Origin of the sequence: Nonomuraea sp. NPDC052116 (assembly GCF_040680035.1) — a bacterium.
GTDB classification, from domain to species: domain Bacteria; phylum Actinomycetota; class Actinomycetes; order Streptosporangiales; family Streptosporangiaceae; genus Nonomuraea; species Nonomuraea angiospora_A.
Map to the genome: position 1 here is coordinate 103,325 of NZ_JBFAWA010000008.1, position 18,326 is coordinate 121,650.

Here is an 18,326-nt window from a genome sequence, read left to right on the forward strand (position 1 = left end):
ATGACCTCCTCACTCCCCGACGGCTACGCCGAGCGGCTGCTGAGCACGATGCTCGCCATCCCGTCCCCCTCGCGGGAGGAGGCGGCGCTCGCCCGCTACCTGCTCGGCGAGATGCGCGAGCTCGGCTTCGCCGCCGGCCTCGACGCGGCAGGCAACGTGGTCGGGACGATCGACCGCGGCCCCGGCCCGACCGTCATGCTGCTCGGGCACCTCGACACCGTGCCCGGCGCGCTCGACGTCCGGTGCGCGGGCGACGTCCAGTACGGCCGCGGTGCCGTCGACGCAAAGGGCCCGCTCGCGGCCATGATCTGCGCCGCCGCGGCCGCCACCGGCTTCCGCGGCACGGTGGCCGTCATCGGCGTGGTCGAGGAGGAGACGCCGAGCTCGCGCGGAGCGATGGAGATCCGCGCCGCTCACGACCGGCCGGACGCCCTCGTCGTCGGTGAGCCCAGCGGCTGGTCCGGCGTGGTGCTGGGCTACCGCGGCAAGGCGGACATCGAGTACTCCGTGGAGGTTCCCGCCACTCATTCGAGCAACCCGGTGCCCAAGGCGGCGGAGTTGTGCGCGGGCGCCTGGTCAGCCCTGGTCGAGCTGCTCGGACCCGACGCCACGCACGCCTCCTTCGACCTGCCGGGCGCGACGCTCATCTCCTTCACCGGGGACATGATCTCGGCGCGGGCCCGCTTCGACGTCCGTACGCCGCCTGGCTTCGACACCGCGGCCCTCATGGCCGGGTTGCGCGCCAGGCTGACGGGTGGAGAGCTGAGGCTGCTCAACTCCGTGCCGGCCTGCCGCTCACGCCGGACCGACCCGGTGGTACGCGCCCTGTACCGCGCGATCGAGGAGCGCGGCGGGCGGCCCTGCGCCAAGCTGAAGACGGCGACCTCCGACATGAACACCCTGGCCGAAGTCTGGAGCGTGCCGATGGCGACCTACGGCCCGGGGGACAGCAGACTCGACCACGCCGACGACGAGCACATCTCCCTGACGGAGTTCCGCTCCGGTATCGCCGTGCTGTGCAGCGCGCTCACCGCGCTCCCCGCGCTGCTCGGCTCCTCCTGAGGGGGCGCCGGCCTGCTCCGACTCAGGCCGGGATCTGGTGCGCCCCCACCACGAGCGCGGCGGTGACCTTCGCCTCCGGCTCGGCGCAGAAGGCGAGCAGCAGCTGGCGCAGCCCCTCGTTGAGGGTCCTCGCCCGCTCCTCGTCCACCAGACCCGGCCGGTGTCCCAGGCGCAGCTCCAGCCGGGGACCAGGGATGACCATCAAGCTGATGGGATAGTGCGTGTGGTCGGTCGCCTCGACGCCGGTCACGACGACCCCGGGGGCCGGCCCGACCAGCCTGCCCGGACGCAGTGCCTGGTTCTCAAAGACGACGAGCGAGTCGAAGGACGTGCTCCACCCGGCGTGCCGCTGGATCTCGCCCAGCCCGAGGTGCTGGTGGGGGAGGAGCCGCGCCTGCTCCGCCTGGAACCGCCGCAGCGCCCCCACCAGGGGTTCGTCCGCACGGAACCGGAAGCGCACCGGCACGGTGTTGATCAGCATCCCGACCGTGTCGTCCACGCCCGGGATCTCCGCCGGGCGTCCGGAGACAGTGGTGCCGAAGACCACGTCGCCCGTGCCGGTCACGCCGCCGAGCACCGCGCCCCACGCGCCGAGCACCACCGAGCCGAGTGTCAGGTCGTGGCGGCGCGCCATCCGTTCCAGCAGCGCGGTCTGCTCCTCGGTCAGCGCCGCCATGCACTGCCGGGGCGGCCCGCCGTCCGGGTCCGGCTCGTCCCGATGTCGCGCGATCACGGTCGGCCCGGACGTCCCGGCCAGCGTTCGCCGCCACGCCTCGGCCGCCGCCGTGCCGTCGCGGGCCGCGAGCCAGCGCAGGTGCGTCGCCATCGGCGGCACCGCCGGCAGCCCGGGTTCGCCGGGCGAGCGGTACAGGGCGAGCAGGTCCCGCATGATCAGACCCGTCGACCAGCCGTCGAACAGGATGTGATGGTAGGTCAGGACGAGCCGCCAGTCGGCGGCGCCCAGCCGAACCAGCAGGAAACGCAGCAGCGGCGGCCGGTCCGCCGTGAACCCGCGTTCGCGCTCCTGCCGGACGAGCTGGGCGAACCCCTCTTCGTCCAGCTCGCCGAGGTCGTGCACCCGCCAGGCCGCCTCGGCGGCCTCCGGAACGAACTGCACGGGACGGGCCTGGCCTTCGACCAGGAAACCCGCGCGCAGACTCGGGTGGCGGACCAGCAGCAGCCGTGTCGCGGCCTGGACGGCGTCGGCGTCGAGCTGGCCCCGCATCCGCACCACCACCTGCTCGATGTACGGGTCGCGGGCACCGCTCTCGCCCTGTCCCTTCTGCATGGCGTGGAAGAGCAGACCCTGCTGGAGGGGCGTCACGGGCAAGATCGCCTCCAGTGCGGGCTCGGCCGCCTGAACCGCGGCGAGCTGCGCCTCGCTCAGCACGAGCAGCGGTCCGCCGGAAGAGGGGGCGGCGGAAGAGGGGGCGGCGGCCTCGCCGTGGACGGCCGCGGCGGCCAGCGCCCGCACCGTCGGGTGCTCGAAGACGTCGCCGACCGACAACGCCAGTCCGGCCCGCCGGACCCGGCCGACCAGCCGCGCCGCGGCGATGCTGTCGCCGCCGAGTTCGAAGAAGCCGTCGTGCGGCCCGGCCGACAGCAGTCCCAGTGCCTCGGCGAAGGCCGCGCACAGGATCTCCTCCACCGGCGTGCGCGGCGCGCCCGAGCCGGAGGCAGGCCGCGGCGCGGGCAGCGCACCACGGTCGACCTTCCCGCTCGGGGTCACCGGCAGCCGGTCGAGCACGATGACCACGCCCGGCACCATGTACTCCGGAAGAACCTTGCCCAGCCGCGCGCGTACCTCTGTCGGATCGAGGGCCGTCCCGCCCATCGGCACCACGTACCCGACCAGTTGCCGGCCGCCGTCCGGGACCGCGCGAACCTCGACCACCGCGTGCGCCACCCTCGGGTGGGCCAGCAGCGCCGCTTCCACCTCGCCCACCTCGACCCGGTACCCCCGGATCTTGACCTGCCGGTCGGCCCGGCCCATGAGCTCCAGCAGTCCGTCGGCGCCCCACCGGGCCAGGTCTCTGGTGCGGTACATCCGCTCCCCTGGCCGGCCGTGAGGGTCGGGCAGGAATCGCTCGGCGGTGAGGCCGGGCCGGTCCAGATAGCCGCGGGCGAGTCCGGCGCCGGCGACGTACAACTCACCCGTCGCTCCGTCGGGCGTCGGCCGCAGGTCCTCGTCCAGGACGTAGACGCGGGTGTTCCACAGCGGCCGTCCGACGGGTGCGAAGGCAGGCGGCTCCCCGGACGACGGGTGCGCGGGCGGCGTCTCCGAAGGCGGCGGTTCCACCTGGTGGCTCGTGACGTCCTGCATCTCCGCCGAGCCGTACTGGTTGAGGATTCGCAGACGGGGACGCGCCCGATGGAAGGCCGCGATCGGGCCGCGGAGCGCGAGCGGCTCGCCGGACTGCAGGATGTGGCGCAACTCGCCGAGGCGCGAACCGTCGTCGCCCACCGTGGTGGCAATCGACTCCAGCACCACGTTGGGCAGGAACAGCTGGTGCACCCGGTACCGCTCCAGCCAGTCCACCAGTGCGGCCGGGTCGCGCCGGATCTCCTCCGTCGGGATGACCAGGCACTTGCCCAGCACCAGCGTGGACAGGATCTCGTGCAGCGAGACGTCGAAGCCCAGCGCGGAGAACTGCGCCGTGCGCACGCCGCTTCCCGTAGGCAGGTGGGCAGCGTGCCAGGCGAACAGGTTGGTCAGCGTCGCGCCGGGCATGAGCACGCCCTTGGGGGTGCCGGTCGACCCCGACGTGTAGATCACGTACGCCGGGTGCGCGGGCGACAGCGGGTGATCGCGGTCCTCGTCCCGCGGCTCCCGCGCCGGTTGCGCGGCCAACGTCCCGTCCTCAGCCACCTCGTCCAGCAGGATGGTGCGGACGCCCGGCGTCCCGGCCACGCGGGCCGCGTGGCCACGGTCGGTGACCAGCACGGGCGGGCGGCAGTCGGCGAGCATGAACGCGACCCGATCGGCCGGGTAAGCCGGGTCCAGCGGCAGGTACGCCGCTCCGGCCTTCAGGATGGCCAGGACGGCGACGATCAGTTCGGGGGAGCGCTGCAGCGCGACGGCCACGACGCGCTCGGGGCCCGCGCCATGTCCGAGCAGCAGGTGCGCCAGCCGGTTGGCGCGTTCGTTCAGCGTCGCGTAGTCGAGCACGGTGTCCTCGAAGACCACCGCCTCGGCGGCCGGGGCCCGTGCGACCTGCTCCGCGAACACCCCGGCGAGCGTGCGGGCGGGTATGTCCCGCGCGGGGCCGTACGAGACGGCCGCCGGGCGGGGGAGGTGACCCCCGATGGACCTCTGGCCAGCGCTTTCCCCCATCATGGCGTGGATAGTAGGCACTCCCGCAAAAGGCAGACAATGTCGTGGAAATCCTGACACGCAAGCCCAGGACCGCGCCCGCGTCGCGCGCCTACGCTGCCCTCTGTGTCACCCATCGCGGTAACGAGGCTGCCCTTCTGGACCCCGCATCCCCAACCCGGCGTCGCCGGCCACGTCCACGACCTGCGTGAGCCGGCCGCCGCCGTGGCCGGGCGCCTCGGGGTGCCGCTCGGCACGCTCCTGCTGGCCGTGCACGCCAAGGTGCTCTCCGCCCTGACCGGGGAGGGAGAGCTGACCGTCGGATTCGTGCCCACGTCAGGCGGACCCCCGCGAGCGTGCCGGGTGACCGTCCGTGAGGGCTCCTGGTCCGACCTCCTCCATGCCGCAGGCACAGCCCGGACCCGCGCATCGGCTGCCGACGGCGAGGCCGGCTCGGCTTTCGCGAGCGTGCTCGACCTGGCGGGCTGGGAGGACCACGCGGGATGGGATGACCACGGAGCCGAGCCCGGGGACTCGGGTGCGGGGGACGGCCGGGGCGCTTGGGCCGGGCCTGGCGCCGGCGACGACCACGACGCCGCGGAGCCGGTGCTGCGGATTGGCCTCGACGGGTGTGGCGGCGGCGCGCAGATCACCGTGCGCTACCGCAGGGACGCGTTCGACGCGCCGCACGCCGCCAGAATCGCCGGCTACCACGCCGTCGCCCTGGAACGGCTCGCCGCTGACCCGGCCGCCGACCACGACGAAGCCGAGTTGCCGTCCGCCGAAGAACTGAGCCTCCAGGTGCACGGCATGGCCGGCCCGGCCAGAGAGCTGCCGGACCGCCGCTTCCATGAGCTGTTCGAGGAACGGTCGCGCGCGTACCCCGACCGAATCGCCGCCGTGTGCGGCGACGAGCGCCTGACCTACGCCGAGCTCAACCGCCGGGCCAACCTCGTCGCCAGGGCGCTGGTGGCCCATGGCGTCGGCCGCGAGGACGTCGTCGGCGTGGTGACCGGACGGGACCTCGGCTGGATGGCCGCGGTCATCGGCGTCTTCAAGGCGGGCGGCGTCTACCTGCCCGTCGAGCCGGGATTCCCCGCGTCCCGGATCGAGGACATGCTGGTGCGCTCGGCCTGCCGCGTGGTGCTGACCGACGGCGCCGGCGCGCTGACCGGCGGCGCGGCGGCCGGCGTGCCGCGCATCCACCTGGCGGACGCACTTTCCGGCGGGCTCCCGGACTCCGACCTCGGCCTTCGCGTCGACGCCGGTCAGCTGGCCTACATCTACTTCACCTCCGGGTCCACTGGGCTGCCCAAGGGCGCCATGTGCGAGCACGCCGGCATGCTGAACCACCTCCTCGCCAAGATCGAGGACCTCGGCGTCGAGGAGGGCCACGTCGTCGCGCAGATCGCGCCGCAGTGCTTCGACATCTCCCTGTGGCAACTGCTCGCCGCGCTGCTGGTCGGCGGGCGTACGTACATCGTGGAGCAGGAGGCGCTGCTGGACCCGCGGCGGTTCGCCGACCGGGTGGAGGCCGGCGAGGTCGACGTGCTGCAGGTCGTGCCGTCCCACCTGGACGCGCTGCTCGGGCACCTCGCCGGACGAGCCGAAGGGCTGTCGCGGCTGCGGTGCGTCTCCGTCACGGGCGAGGCGCTCCGCAAGGACCTCGCCGAGCGCTGGTTCGCGGCCTTTCCGCAGGTGCGGCTGGTCAACGCGTACGGGCTCACCGAGACCTCGGACGACACCAACCACGAGGTCATGACCGCACCGCCCGCCGGCGACCGGGTGCCGCTCGGCCGGCCGATCCGCAACGTTCACGTGTACGTCGTCGACGACCGGCTCCGCCCCGTTCCCCTGGGCGCACCGGGGGAGATCGTCTTCTCCGGAGTGTGCGTGGGCCGCGGCTACGTCAACGACGAGGGGCAGACCCGGCGGGCGTTCCTCGCTGACCCGCACCGGCCAGGACAGCGGCTCTATCGGTCGGGCGACTTCGGGCGGTGGCAGCCGGACGGCAAGCTGGAGTTCCTCGGCCGCCGGGATGCCCAAGTCAAGATCAACGGGTATCGGATCGAGATCGGGGAGATCGAGAGCAGGCTGCTCCGGGCGCCCGGGGTTCACGAGGGTGCCGTCGTGGTCCGCGAGCGGCCTGCCAGCGCGCGCCTGCTCGCCTTCTACGCGGCGCCGCCAGGCACGCGCGTCCAGGCGATCCGCGACTCGCTCGCCGCCGTGCTCCCGCCGTACATGGTGCCTGCGGGCTTCTACTGGCTCGATCGCCTGCCGCTCACCGGGAACGGCAAGATCGACCGCAAGCGGCTGGAGCGCCTGGCCGGCGAGTTCGAGCCCGCGCGGCCCAGCGGGGACCCACCGCGCGGCCCGGCCGAGCTACGGCTGGCGGCCTCGTGGGAGGACGTGCTGGGGCTCGCGCCCGGCCAGGCCGGGCGCGGCGACCACTTCTTCGAGCAGGGCGGGACGTCGCTGGCCGCAGTACGGCTCGCCGCCGCCCTCGATTGGGCCGTGACCTTCGAGGACCTGGTCCAGCAGCCCACGCTCGCCGGGCTGGCGGAGCGGCTCGACGCCGCCGTCGGCGGGGACCGGGTCCACCTGCACCGGCTGGCCGGGGCGGAGGACGCGCGCGCCGCGGTCGTCTGCTTTCCCTACGCCGGCGGCAGCGCCGTCAACTACCGCCTCATGGCGGCGGCCCTGCCCGGCGACGACTGGGCGCTGTACGCCGTCGAGCCGCCCGGCCAGGGCCCGTTCCGCGACGGCACCCCGTACGCCGAGGTGCCCGCGCTCGCGACCTGCGTCGCGGCCGAGATCGACCGGCTCGACGCCACCGACCTCGTCCTGTGGGGACATTCCTCCGGCACGGCGCCGGCCATCGAGACCACCCGACTGCTGGAGGCGCGCGGCCGGAAGGTGCGGCGCCTCTTCCTGGCCGCCCAGTTGCTCGGCGACCTCGACACCCGGCAGCGCTTCGTCGACGAGCTCGCCGCGCAGAGCGACGAGGACATCGCCGAGATGCTGGTCAGGGAGAACGCCGAAGCGGGGGTGGCCAGGCTCGACCTCGGGCACGCCCTGCTCGTCGCCCCAGCGTACCGGCACGATGCTACGGCCGCGGGCACGTACTTCGCGGGCATGCTGCGCCGCCCTCCAGTAAGCCGGCTTGCCACCCCGGTGAGCGCGCTGATCGCCGCCGACGACCCCACGACGGCTGGCTACCGGTACGGCCACCGGGCCTGGGAACTGCTCGCCGAGCGGGTCACCCTGCACGAGCTGGCCGACGGCGGCCACTACTTCCTGCACACCCGGACGGTGCAGATCGCCGCCCTCCTCAACAGAACGGATGACCCCGCATGACCACGACGCGGAGCGACCACGTCCCTTCGGCGACCCCACGCGAGCGGGTGGCCGAGATCATCGAGCGCATCCGCAGGCACTGGACGGGCCGGACCGTCGTCCTGCTGGTCAACCGGTACGGCGGCGCCACGAGAGCCCTCGCCGAGGAACTGGAGGCGAGCGGCGCGCGCATCGGCGCCGTCGTCGCCGGGTCTCGTCTGGACCCGCGGGCCACCCTCGCGTCGCCGGTGTGGAACTGCGCCGACCACGGCATCAGGCTTTCTATGCGCGACTTCGACACCTGGCTGCGCGACCCGGCACCCGAGCTGGCCTCCTGGCTCGACGCCCTCGACCCCGGCCGGAGCTGGCCGGTCATCGGCACCAGCTACACCGACGTCCCGCAGGTCTGCGGGCGGTCCGTCAACGGCTGGTGGCGCCGCGAGTGGGCGCAGTGGGAGGACAAGACGCGGGTCGACGAGCTCTGGCGGCAGGCCGCCGTGCCCGCCCCCGACCACGAGGTGCTGCCCGCCAGCGACGCGAACGCCGTCCGCGCGGCCGTCGGCAGGCTGGACCTGGGCTGCGGCACCGTGATCGCCGCGGACGCCAGCCGTGCCTTCCTGGGCAGCTCCAAGGGGCTGCGCTGGGTCCGCGATGCGGAGGAGACGGAGGAGGCGGTGCGTCACTTCGGCGGGACCACCGACCGGGTGCGCGTCGCGACGTTCGTGCCGGGAACGCCGTGCAGCATCCTCGGCATGGTCCTGCCGTCCGGGGTGGCCGTGTTCGAGCCGTTCGAGATCGTCACGCTGGGCGACCCCCGCACCGGCCGGCTCCTCTACGCCGGATCGTCCACCTGGTGGCGCACCAGCCCTGAAGCCAGGGAGGCCATGCGGGAGAGCACCCGGCGGGCCGGGTGGGAGCTCGCGGAGACCTGCGGGTACCGGGGCATCTACAGCGTTGACGGTATCCTCGGTCCGGAAGGCTTCTTCGCGACCGAGCTCAACCCTCGGCACGTCTCCGGCCTGTCGCTCTGGGCAGGATGGCCGGAGTTCCCGGTCCGGCTGTTCAACCGCGCTGTGCAGGAGCAGGTGCCGGAATTCCTGGACGTGGATCCCGTGGCCGTGGAGACGGCCTTCAACGACGTGATCCGCCGTAATCCGGCGTACACGGTGCGAGTGCCAGTGTCCGCCGTGCTGGGCGACCAGGCCAGCGCGGTGCGGGAGTCCTCCCTCACTACTGTGACGGACCCGCGGCCGGTGACCCAGCGCGTCCGCTTCGAGGTGCTCCCCGACGCTCTGCGCCTGCTGAACCTCACCCCCGTCCTCCCCGACGGTACGGCGGCTCCCGCCGCAGCCGCCCTGGCCAACGCCTTCGGCATGCCCGGCCTGACCTACTTCCCCGACGGCGCGCGCCATCCCGCTTGAACCACCTACCGGCCACGGGTGCTCGCGCCCCAGGCTCACAGCGGCAGCTCCAGCGTGACGGTCGTCCAGCCGCCGGCGCCCTGTCCGCCGCGACCGGCGTGGTCGGGCATGTGCTCGCCAAACGGCCAAAGGGCATGAAGCTGGACGGCAAGTCCGTCGTCCTCGCCGCCGAAGCAGCCGTCCGGACCCACCAGGGCGAGCCCCGCCCCGCCGTGGCCGAGATGATCCGCAAGTCACTGGGGCTCAGGTGGAGGAGCGTTGGATGACTCGTGGGTTGGTCGAGACGTCGGTGTGGTGGGTGGTCTGGCCGGCCAGGCTGGTTTCCGCATTTCTCGGATCTCATCGACGCGATGTGCCGCTGAGTACGACTCGCTTGGCCTTGGTTCGGAGAAGGGACCAGGGCCGGTGGACACTAGCCGAGGGTGTCCGGTTGTCGGACCCTCTGTGGACGATGCCGGATTCAGTGCGGGTTCAAGCGTCCGTTGGTTTGGTCGTGAGCCGGTGGATGCCGAACAGGACGTAGCCCAGTAGCACGAAGGCGGCCAGTGCGGCGGCTGCCAGTGACGCGACTGTCGGCCAGCCCAGTCGTTCAACGTTCAGGAACGGGTAGACGTAGCGGCGGGGCAGGTTGGGGGCGGTGAGCAGGACGAAGGTGCCGTACAGGAGCGGGTAGCTCAGCCAGGCGAACGGGGCGGCCCAGTGCACCCGGCGCGACCGGTCGAAGGTGGCCCAGTCGATCAGCGCCATGACGGGGGTCACATAGTGCAGCAGGAAGTTGCCCAGTCCGCGCACGCTGCCGCCGTCAAGCAGTGCCAGAGGGTTCGCGAGGTCGCGTGAGATGTAGTTCACCAGGCATGTGACCAGCAGGTATAAGGTCACCGCGCCTTTGACATCGAGGGAGGCCGACCTGGTGCGGTAGGTGACCAGCCGCCGGCTGTAGTAGAGCGCGAGCATGACGTTGCTCTGCACCGTGAAGTAAGCCCAGGGGCGGCCGATTGACGTCGCCAGGCATGCCAGGCCCGCCACGGTTGCCGTGACCAGCAGGATCCGCCACGCTGTCATCCCGTCTTCGTCCTCCGTAGCCAGAGCGTGTGCGCGGTCCGGGTTGTTGCGGAGTTCACCGTGTACCGGAAGGGGTTGGGCGGGTTGAACGTGCTGCGCAGCAGTGGTCGCAGCGTGGCCGGGATGTCGCCGAGCTGGGTGAACTCGATCATCCAGCCAGTGCCGGCCGCCACCCAGGGTTTCGCTTTGCGGAGGAGCGGTGGCGTCGCCAGCGTGTAGATCAGCGCAGTATGGAGGGCGTTGCCCGCGTACTTTGATGCGATGAGAGCGGGCAGGTGGGGCATCAGATCACGTTAGCGCTCAGAGCGATAGCGGGATACCTCCGCTCGCCTGCTCAGAAGGCTGTCGCTGCTGGCAGCGAACGGCAGGCCCGCCGCCGTGGTGCTGACCGGGCACCAAGACCTCGCCCCGTCGACCGGCTGGTGCGGGCCATGATGGACCTGGCCCGGTGGTGCGGCTGGTGGAATGGGGAGTGGGGATTGTGCCGCTGGGATGAGCGGTGAGCGGCTGGCGCGGGCCGGGCGTCGGCTGTTCGTGGCGACGGTGCTGGCGGGCTAATCGGTTGAGGGGATGCGGGACATCATGCGTTCCATGCCGTTGACCCAGTTGTCGCGCAGGGCCTGTGCGGCCTTGGGGAGGTCTCCGGCGATGAGGAACTCGGCCACCAGGCGGTGCTCGGTCGCCTCCCGTTCCAGTGGAGTGTCGTCGCCCGCCAGAAGATGGGCGTAGCGGCGCATTCCCGCCTTGACGCTGGTGATGAGATCGAGCAGGCGCTCGTTGCGGCAGCCGCTCAGCAGCAGGTCGTGCCACTCGTCGTCGTGACGCTCTATCTCCTGCTGCTCCGCGATCCGGTCGGGGAACTCCTGGGCCATCGTCAGCAGCTCGGGCGCGATGCGGCGCAGATGGTCGGGGTCGGAGCAGTCGAGTGCGAGTGACTCCAGCGCCGCGACGATCTCGCAGAGCTCCCGGAACTCCTTACGGCTCACCGGCGCGAACCTGAAGCCGCGGCCCTGGTTGCTCTCCAGCACGCCCTCGCCCGCGAGGGTGATGAGGGCCTCGCGCAGGGGAGTGCGGCTGACGCCCAGCTCCGCGGCCAGCGCGGCCTCGTTGACGTCGGTGCCCGCGACGAAGTCGCCCCGGTCGAGCCTGGTCAGCAGCTCTTCCCTGATCTGCTCGCGAAGCGGTCGCCGCTCGATGGGCATGAGGCTCCTTCGGGTTTCGGCCGGGCCAAGCTTACCGCTTGACGCGATACAAAATACTGCACTATGAATTCTGAATACAAAATATCACGAGGAAGGAGCGGGAGTGAGCCTGACGCGCGTGCCGGGGCTGCTGTTCGGTGGCGACTACAACCCCGAGCAGTGGCCCGAGGAGGTCTGGGCCGAGGATGTGCGGCTCATGGCCGAGGCCGGGGTGACCATGGTCACCGTCGCGGTCTTCTCGTGGTCGCGGCTGGAGCCGCGGCCCGGCGCGTACGACTTCGGCTGGCTTGACCGCGTTCTGGAGCTGCTGCACGAGCACGGCATCGCGGCCGACCTCGCCACCGCCACCGCGACCCCGCCGCCGTGGCTGGTCCGTGAGCACCCGGAGGTCATGCCGGTCGACGCGCAGGGGGTGCGGCTGGAGTTCGGCTCGCGCCAGGGTTACTGCCCGAGCTCGCCGGTCTTCCGCGAGCACGCCGTGCGGCTGGCCACCGCCATGGCCGAGCGGTACGGCGGCCATCCAGCCCTGGCCATGTGGCACGTCGGCAACGAGTACGCCGACCATACGCTGGAGTGCTTCTGCCCGGAGTCGGCCCGGCACTTCCGCGCCTGGCTGGAGGCCCGCCACGGCACGATCGAGTCGCTGAACGCCGCCTGGGGCACGCCCTGCTGGGGACAGCACTACACCGCGTTCGGCCAGGTCGAGCCGCCGCGCAAGGCGCCAGGGCCGATCAACCCGGCCCAGCTCCTCGACTGGCGCCGGTTCTGCAGCGACGCGCTCCTGGAGCTGTTCTGCGCCGAGCGTGACGTGCTGCGCGTGGTGACCCCGGACGTTCCCGTCACCACGAACTTCATGAGCATCCTGCACGGCCTCGACTACTGGGCATGGGCCGCGGCCGAGGACCTGGTGAGCGACGACGCCTACCCCGACCCGGCCGACCCGGAGTCGCACGTGGCGGTCGCGCTCAGCTACGACCTGATGCGCTCGCTCAAACGGCGCCCCTGGCTGCTGCTGGAGTCGGCGCCGTCGGCGGTGTCGTGGCGCGAGGTGAACGTCCCCAAACCGCCCGGCATGATGCGGCTGCACAGCCTTCAGGCGGTGGCGCACGGCGCCGACGGCGTGATGTTCTTCCAGTGGCGTCAGGCCAGGTACGGCCCGGAGAAGTTCCACTCGGCTCTCCTCCCGCACGGCGGCACGCGCACGCGCGGCTGGCAGGACACCCTCCGCCTCGGCTCCGACCTGCGGCGACTCGCGGAGGTCACGGGTACGGACACGCGGGCCGAGGTGGCACTCGTGCTCGGCTGGGACAGCTGGTGGGGCCTGGAGGCGCCGGAGTCGATGCCGTCCGACCGGCTCAAGCTCAAGGACCTGCTGCTCGCCTGGTACGCGCCGCTGCACGCCCGCGGCATCACGGTCGATCTCGCGCCGCCGGACCGCGACCTGTCCGGCTACCGCGTCGTGATCGTTCCGAACCTCTACCTGTGCACACCTGAGCAGGCCGGGAGGCTGGCGTCGGTCACCGGCGAGCTGGTGGTCGGCCCGTTCAGCGGCGTCGTGGACGCCGCCGACCGCGTCCATGACGGCGGCGCGCCCGGCCCGCTGCGCGACCTGCTGGGCGTCGCGATCGACGAGTTCTGGCCGCTCACCGATGGCGCGACCCAGCGGGTGCGGTACGCGGGGGGCGCCAGCGGCGTGGCCAGGACCTGGACGGAATGGGTGCGCCTCGGCAGCGACGACCAACACGGCGACGACCCCGCGCCGGTGCTCGCCACAAACGAGGGCGGAGGCCCTGCGGCGGTGCTCGCCACGTACGAGGGCGGCGATCTCGACGGCCTGCCCGCGATCACCCGCAAGGGCAACGTCACCTACGTCAGCTGCCTGCTCGACGACACGACCCCCGTGCTCGACCAGGTGCTCGGCGGCGTCGCGGCCGTCGAGGTGCCCGCGGGCGTGGAGGCGGTCCGCCGCGGGCGCCACCTCTTCCTGCTCAACCACACGACCATCCCGCAGCAGATCACCCTGCCGTACCCCGGCACGGACCTGCTCACCCAGACCCGCCTGCGCGGCGACATCGAGCTCGCCCCGCGCGACGCCGTAGTGCTCAGGATCGAAGGAGACACGTGACGCACCCGTACATCCCGAACGCCGAACCCGGCGTGCGGGCCGAGATGCTCGCCGCGATCGGCGCGTCGAGCGTCGAGGACTTCTACGCCGACATCCCCTCCGAGCTGCGCCTGGCCCGGCCGCTCGACCTGCCCGCGCCGTTCACGGCGGAGCGCGACCTGGTACGCCACATGAAGGGCCTGCTGGCCCGCGTCACCGACACGGAGCAGGCGCTGAGCTTCCTCGGCCACGGCTGCTACCCGCACCACGTTCCGGCCGTGTGCGACGAGGTGAACGGGAGGAGCGAGTTCCTCACCGCGTACGCGGGGGAGCCGTACGAGGATCACGGCCGTTTCCAGGCCCTGTTCGAGTACGTCAGCATGATGGGCGAGCTGCTGGAGATGGACGTCGTCAACGTCCCGACCTACGACGGCTTCCAGGCGGCCGGCACCGCCCTGCGCATGGCGTGCCGCTACACCAAGCGCTCGAAGGTCTGCGTCAGCGCCGCCATCACCGCCGACAAACTGAGCAAGCTGCGCGACTTCCTCGCTCCGGACGTCGAGATCGTCCTGGCCGCGGCGGGGGAGGGCGGCGAGATCACGGTCGAGGCGTTCGACGACTCCTACGCCGCGATCTACCTGGAGACCCCGAACGTCTACGGAGTGGTCGAGACCCGCGGCCGCGAGCTGGCCGACCTGGCCCACGCGCACGGCGCGCTGCTCGTGGTCGGCGCCGACCCGATCTCCCTCGGCGTGCTCGCCCCGCCCGCGTCCTACGGCGCGGACATCGTCTGCGGCGACATCCAGTCGCTCGGCATGCACCAGAGCTACGGCGGCGGCCACGCCGGCTACATCGCCACGCACGACCACGAGCCGCTGGTCGCGGAGTTCCCGTCCCGGCTGTTCGGCATCGCGCCGACGAAGGTGCCCGGCGAGTACGGCTTCGGCGACGTCTACTACGACCGCACCTCGTTCGCGCACCGCGAGGAGGGCAAGGAGTGGGTCGGCACCGCCGCCGCCCTCTGGGGCATCACGGCCGGGGTCTACCTGGCGCTCATGGGCCCCCAGGGCATGCGTGACCTGGGCGAGACGATCCTGGCCCGCACCCACTACGCCATGGACGCCCTGGCCGCGTCGGTCACGGTGCCGCACCGCGACGCGATCCACTTCCGCGAGTTCGCCATCGAGGTGCCCTCCAGCGCGACCCTGCTCGACGGGCTGCGCGAGCGCGGCATCTACGGCGGCGTCCCGCTCGACGACCGCACGGTCCTGGTCTGTGTGACCGAACGCCACTCCATCGCCGACATCGACCGGCTCGCCGCAGCCGTACAGGAGACGCTGTGAACCCCACGGAGTCCTTCGCCGAGCTCCCCGTCGCGCCGAAGCCGCCGCTGCGCCGCTTCCACCAGGCGCGCTGGGACGAGCCGATCATCTTCGAGCTGTCCGCGCCCGGCCGCCGCGGCCTCGCCGTGCCCGAGCCCGGCGCGCCCCGCGTCGAGCTGCCGGACTCCGTGGGCCGCGCGCAGCCGCCGAAGCTGCCCGAGATGTCCCAGCTGCACGTGCTGCGGCACTACCTGCGGCTGTCGCAGGAGAACCTGGGCGTCGACCTCAACATCGACGTCGGGCAGGGCACCTGCACGATGAAGTACAGCCCCAAGGTCAACGACAGGTTCGCCGCCGCCATCGCCGAGCTGCACCCGCTCCAGCACGAGGACACCGTGCAGGGCGTGCTGGAGATCTACTGGCGGCTCGAACGCATGCTGGCGGAGATCTCCGGCATGGCGCGGGTCTCGCTCCAGCCGGGCTCCGGATCAGCGGCCATCTACGCCAACATCGCCATGATCCGCGCCTACCACGCGGCCCGCGGCGAGGCGGGCCGCGACCAGGTGATCACCACGATGTTCTCCCACCCGTCGAACGCGGCCTGCGCCAAGACCGCGGGCTACGAGGTCATCACCCTGATGCCGGACGCCGACGGCCTGCCGGACATCGAGGCGCTGCGCGCCGCCGTCGGCCCGCGCACCGCCGCACTGATGATCACCAACCCGGAGGACACCGGCATCTTCAACCCCCGGATCCAGGAGTTCGTGGACCTGGTGCACGAGGCGGGCGGCCTGGCCTGCTACGACCAGGCGAACGCCAACGGCATCCTCGGCATCACCCGCGCCCGCGACGCCGGATTCGACCTGTGCCACTTCAACCTGCACAAGACGTTCTCCACACCGCACGCCTGCGGCGGCCCTGCGGCGGGGGCGTGCGGCGTCTCCGAGGACCTGGCGCCGTTCCTGCCCGGCCCGGTCGTCGCCTTCGACGGCGAGTCCTACCGCCTGGAGACGCCGCCCGCCTCCATCGGCAAGGTGCGGCCGTTCCTCGGCGTCACCCCGAACATCGTGCGCGCCTACGCCTGGATCATGGCGCTCGGCGCCAAGGGCCTGCGGCAGGTCGCCGAGACGGCCGTACTCAACAACAACTACCTGATGCACAAGATCCTGCAGATCCCGGGCGCGTCCGCGCCGTGGGACAGGCGCAGGGTCGAGCAGGTGCGCTACTCGTGGCAGGAGCTGTCGGAGCAGACCGGGGTGCACTCGGAGGAGATCGGCGTCAGAGCGGCCGACTTCGGGGTGCACTACTGGACCAGCCACCACCCGTACGTGGTGCCGGAGCCGTTCACGCTGGAGCCCACGGAGTCGTACTCGAAGGAGGACCTCGACGAGTACGCGCTCATCCTGGCGCACGTGGCCGACGAGGCGCGGCGCGATCCCGAGTTCGTCAAGGGCGCGCCGTACAACCAGAGCGTCCACAAGATCGACATGACGTCGCTCGACGACCCCAAGGAGTGGGCGCCCACCTGGCGCGCCTACGTCCGCAAGCATCTGTCATGACGGGCGCGGCGGTGGTCGGGCTGGTCGTCAACCCGGTCGCCGGGCTCGGCGGCGCGGCCGGGCTGAAAGGCAGCGACGGCGTGGAGGTGCAGCGCGCGGCCCTGGCCATGGGCGCGACGCCCCGGGCCGGCGAGCGGGCGGCGCGGGCCGTCCGCACGCTGACGGCCCGCCGTCCCGGGACCCGCGTCCTCACCGTGCCGGGCCGGATGGGCGAGGACAGCGTGCGCACCTCCGGGGCCCCGTACGACCTGGTCCGGCCGCCGTCCGGCGGGGTCGCCGGGACGAGCGCGGAGGACACGCGGCGCGCCGTGGCCGCCCTGGCGGGGGTGGACCTGCTGCTGTTCGCGGGTGGCGACGGGACGGCGCGCGACGTGCTCGACGCGGTCCGCGCGCTCGGCGGCCAGGCGCCGCCCGTGCTGGGCGTCCCGGCCGGGGTGAAGGTGTACTCCGGCTGTTTCGCCGTCAGCCCGGCCGCCGCCGGATTCGTCGCGGCGGAGTTCGACCCGGCGCGTACGGCCGAGGCCGAGGTGGTGGATCTCGACGAGGACGCCTACCGCCGCGGCCTGGTCAGCCCTCGGCTGTATGGCAGCCTGTGCGTCCCCGCCGCCCGCGCCGCGCTGTCGGGGCGTAAGGCCGGATCGTCAGGCGTGGAGCCCGCCACCGCCGAGGGCGTCGCACGGGAGGTCGTGGCCAGAATGCGGCCCGGCATCCGATACGTCCTCGGGCCGGGCGCCACCACGCGGGCCGTCGGCCGCGCGCTGGGCCTCGCCACCACGCTGCTCGGCGTGGACGTGGTCGAACGCGTCCACGAGGGCGGCCGCCTGGTGGCGGCGGACGTCGCCGAGGCCGAGCTGTTCGGCCTGGTCAGCGGCAGGGAGTCGGAGCTGGTTCTGTCGGTCATCGGCGGGCAGGGGTTCGTGCTGGGACGCGGGAACCAGCAGGTGTCGCCCCGGGTGCTCGACGCGGTGCTCGATGGGGGCCACTCCGGACGGCTCCTCGTCCTGGCCACCCAGCAGAAGCTCGCGTCGCTGAAAGGACGGCCGCTGCTGGCCGACAGCGGTGACGAGGACCTCGACAAGAAGCTCGGCGGACACGTCCAGGTGATCACTGGATACCGCGAAAGCACGATTTATCGCATTTGTGCGGCAAGTGAGGAGTTCGACGGATGAAGACGCTCGACGGAAAGGTCGCGATCGTCACGGGCGGCGCCTCGGGCATCGGGCGGGCCACCGCCCTGCTCTTCGCCCGGGAGGGCGCCCGGGTGGTGGTCGCCGACATCGACGCGACCGGCGCGGACGCCACCGTGGCGCGGATCACCGAGGAGGCGGGACACGCGATTGCGGTGCAGGCCGACGTTTCCGACCCCGAGGACTGCCGGCGCGTCGTCGGCGCCGCCGTCGAGACCTTCGGCGGCCTGCACGTCCTGTTCAACAACGCGGGCATCATCCGCCGCACCACCGCGCTCGACCTCGACGTCGAGGAGTGGGACCGCGTCATGGCGGTCAACGTCCGCTCGGTCTTCCTCATGTGCAAGCACGCCATCCCGGCGATGACCGACGGCGGCTCGATCGTCAACACGGGCTCCGGATGGGGCCTCAAGGGCGGCGGCAACGCCATCTCGTACTGCGCCTCCAAGGCCGCCGTGGTGAACATGACCCGCGCGCTCGCCATCGACCACGCCAAGGCCGGCATCCGGGTCAACTCCGTCAACCCCGGCGACACCGACACGCCCATGCTGCGCGACGAGGCCCGCCAGCTCGGCGAGGACTGGGCCGCCTTCCGGTCCGACGCGGCGGACCGGCCGATGGGCCGCGCGGGCACCCCGGACGAGATCGCCCAGGCCGTGCTCTTCCTGGCCGGCGACGCGGCCAGCTACATCACCGGCTCCGCCCTCGTCGTCGACGGCGGCGGGCTCGCCTGACCCACACCCCCCACGCAACCCCCG

General features: G+C 72.3%; 12 protein-coding genes. 8 read left to right on the plus strand and 4 right to left on the minus strand.

Features of this window, described 5'->3' with window-relative positions; translation table 11 throughout:
* Nucleotides 1-1,062 carry a M20/M25/M40 family metallo-hydrolase gene (locus tag AB0L65_RS17195; RefSeq protein WP_364246039.1) on the plus strand — a complete coding sequence of 354 codons (1,062 nt, stop codon included), beginning with the start codon at nt 1-3 and terminating at the stop codon, nt 1,060-1,062.
* A 22-nt stretch (nt 1,063-1,084) separates the two neighbouring features.
* Here the strand turns inward: AB0L65_RS17195 and AB0L65_RS17200 are convergent, their stop codons facing one another.
* Nucleotides 1,085-4,399, minus strand: a complete 3,315-nt coding sequence (locus AB0L65_RS17200; protein WP_364246040.1) for an amino acid adenylation domain-containing protein — start codon at nt 4,397-4,399, stop codon at nt 1,085-1,087.
* A 102-nt stretch (nt 4,400-4,501) separates the two neighbouring features.
* Between AB0L65_RS17200 and AB0L65_RS17205 the strand changes: the two genes are divergently transcribed.
* Together AB0L65_RS17205 and AB0L65_RS17210 are read left to right on the plus strand one after the other, a co-directional pair.
* Complete coding sequence (locus AB0L65_RS17205; protein WP_364246041.1) at nt 4,502-7,732, plus strand: amino acid adenylation domain-containing protein; 3,231 nt, start codon at nt 4,502-4,504, stop codon at nt 7,730-7,732.
* On the plus strand, nt 7,729-9,132 hold the full coding sequence (locus tag AB0L65_RS17210; protein WP_364246043.1) for a hypothetical protein: 1,404 nt from the start codon (nt 7,729-7,731) through the stop codon (nt 9,130-9,132). The genes AB0L65_RS17205 and AB0L65_RS17210 overlap by 4 nt, the downstream gene beginning before the upstream one ends.
* A gap of 471 nt (nt 9,133-9,603) precedes the next feature.
* Here the strand turns inward: AB0L65_RS17210 and AB0L65_RS17215 are convergent, their stop codons facing one another.
* From AB0L65_RS17215 to AB0L65_RS17225, 3 genes are all read right to left on the minus strand, one after another.
* The gene (locus AB0L65_RS17215; protein ID WP_364246045.1) at nt 9,604-10,194 is read right to left on the minus strand and encodes a Pr6Pr family membrane protein; all 591 of its coding nucleotides are present in this window, start codon (nt 10,192-10,194) and stop codon (nt 9,604-9,606) included.
* Entirely contained in the window at nt 10,191-10,478 is a 288-nt protein-coding gene (locus AB0L65_RS17220; RefSeq protein WP_364246047.1) for a hypothetical protein, read from the minus strand. The genes AB0L65_RS17215 and AB0L65_RS17220 overlap by 4 nt, the downstream gene beginning before the upstream one ends.
* A gap of 270 nt (nt 10,479-10,748) precedes the next feature.
* Nucleotides 10,749-11,396, minus strand: a complete 648-nt coding sequence (locus AB0L65_RS17225) for a GntR family transcriptional regulator (RefSeq protein ID WP_364246049.1) — start codon at nt 11,394-11,396, stop codon at nt 10,749-10,751.
* A 103-nt stretch (nt 11,397-11,499) separates the two neighbouring features.
* Here AB0L65_RS17225 and AB0L65_RS17230 point away from each other — a divergent pair, with 103 nt between their 5' ends.
* Genes AB0L65_RS17230 through AB0L65_RS17250 form a run of 5 tightly spaced genes read left to right on the plus strand, consistent with a single transcriptional unit; the run spans nt 11,500 to nt 18,302 of the window.
* Complete coding sequence (locus AB0L65_RS17230) at nt 11,500-13,521, plus strand: beta-galactosidase (protein WP_364246053.1); 2,022 nt, start codon at nt 11,500-11,502, stop codon at nt 13,519-13,521.
* Nucleotides 13,518-14,843, plus strand: coding sequence for an aminomethyl-transferring glycine dehydrogenase subunit GcvPA (gene gcvPA / locus AB0L65_RS17235; RefSeq protein WP_364246056.1), 1,326 nt, complete (start codon nt 13,518-13,520; stop codon nt 14,841-14,843). Before AB0L65_RS17230 ends, gcvPA begins: the two co-directional genes overlap by 4 nt.
* Nucleotides 14,840-16,381 (plus strand): aminomethyl-transferring glycine dehydrogenase subunit GcvPB, encoded by a 1,542-nt coding sequence (gene gcvPB / locus AB0L65_RS17240; RefSeq protein ID WP_364246059.1) that lies wholly within the window; start codon nt 14,840-14,842, stop codon nt 16,379-16,381. The genes gcvPA and gcvPB overlap by 4 nt, the downstream gene beginning before the upstream one ends.
* Nucleotides 16,378-17,550 carry an NAD(+)/NADH kinase gene (locus tag AB0L65_RS17245; RefSeq protein ID WP_364246061.1) on the plus strand — a complete coding sequence of 391 codons (1,173 nt, stop codon included), beginning with the start codon at nt 16,378-16,380 and terminating at the stop codon, nt 17,548-17,550. The genes gcvPB and AB0L65_RS17245 overlap by 4 nt, the downstream gene beginning before the upstream one ends.
* A complete protein-coding gene (locus AB0L65_RS17250) occupies nt 17,547-18,302 on the plus strand; it encodes an SDR family NAD(P)-dependent oxidoreductase (protein WP_364246063.1) in 756 nt (251 codons plus the stop codon). Before AB0L65_RS17245 ends, AB0L65_RS17250 begins: the two co-directional genes overlap by 4 nt.
* Nucleotides 18,303-18,326: the final 24 nt, after the last annotated feature.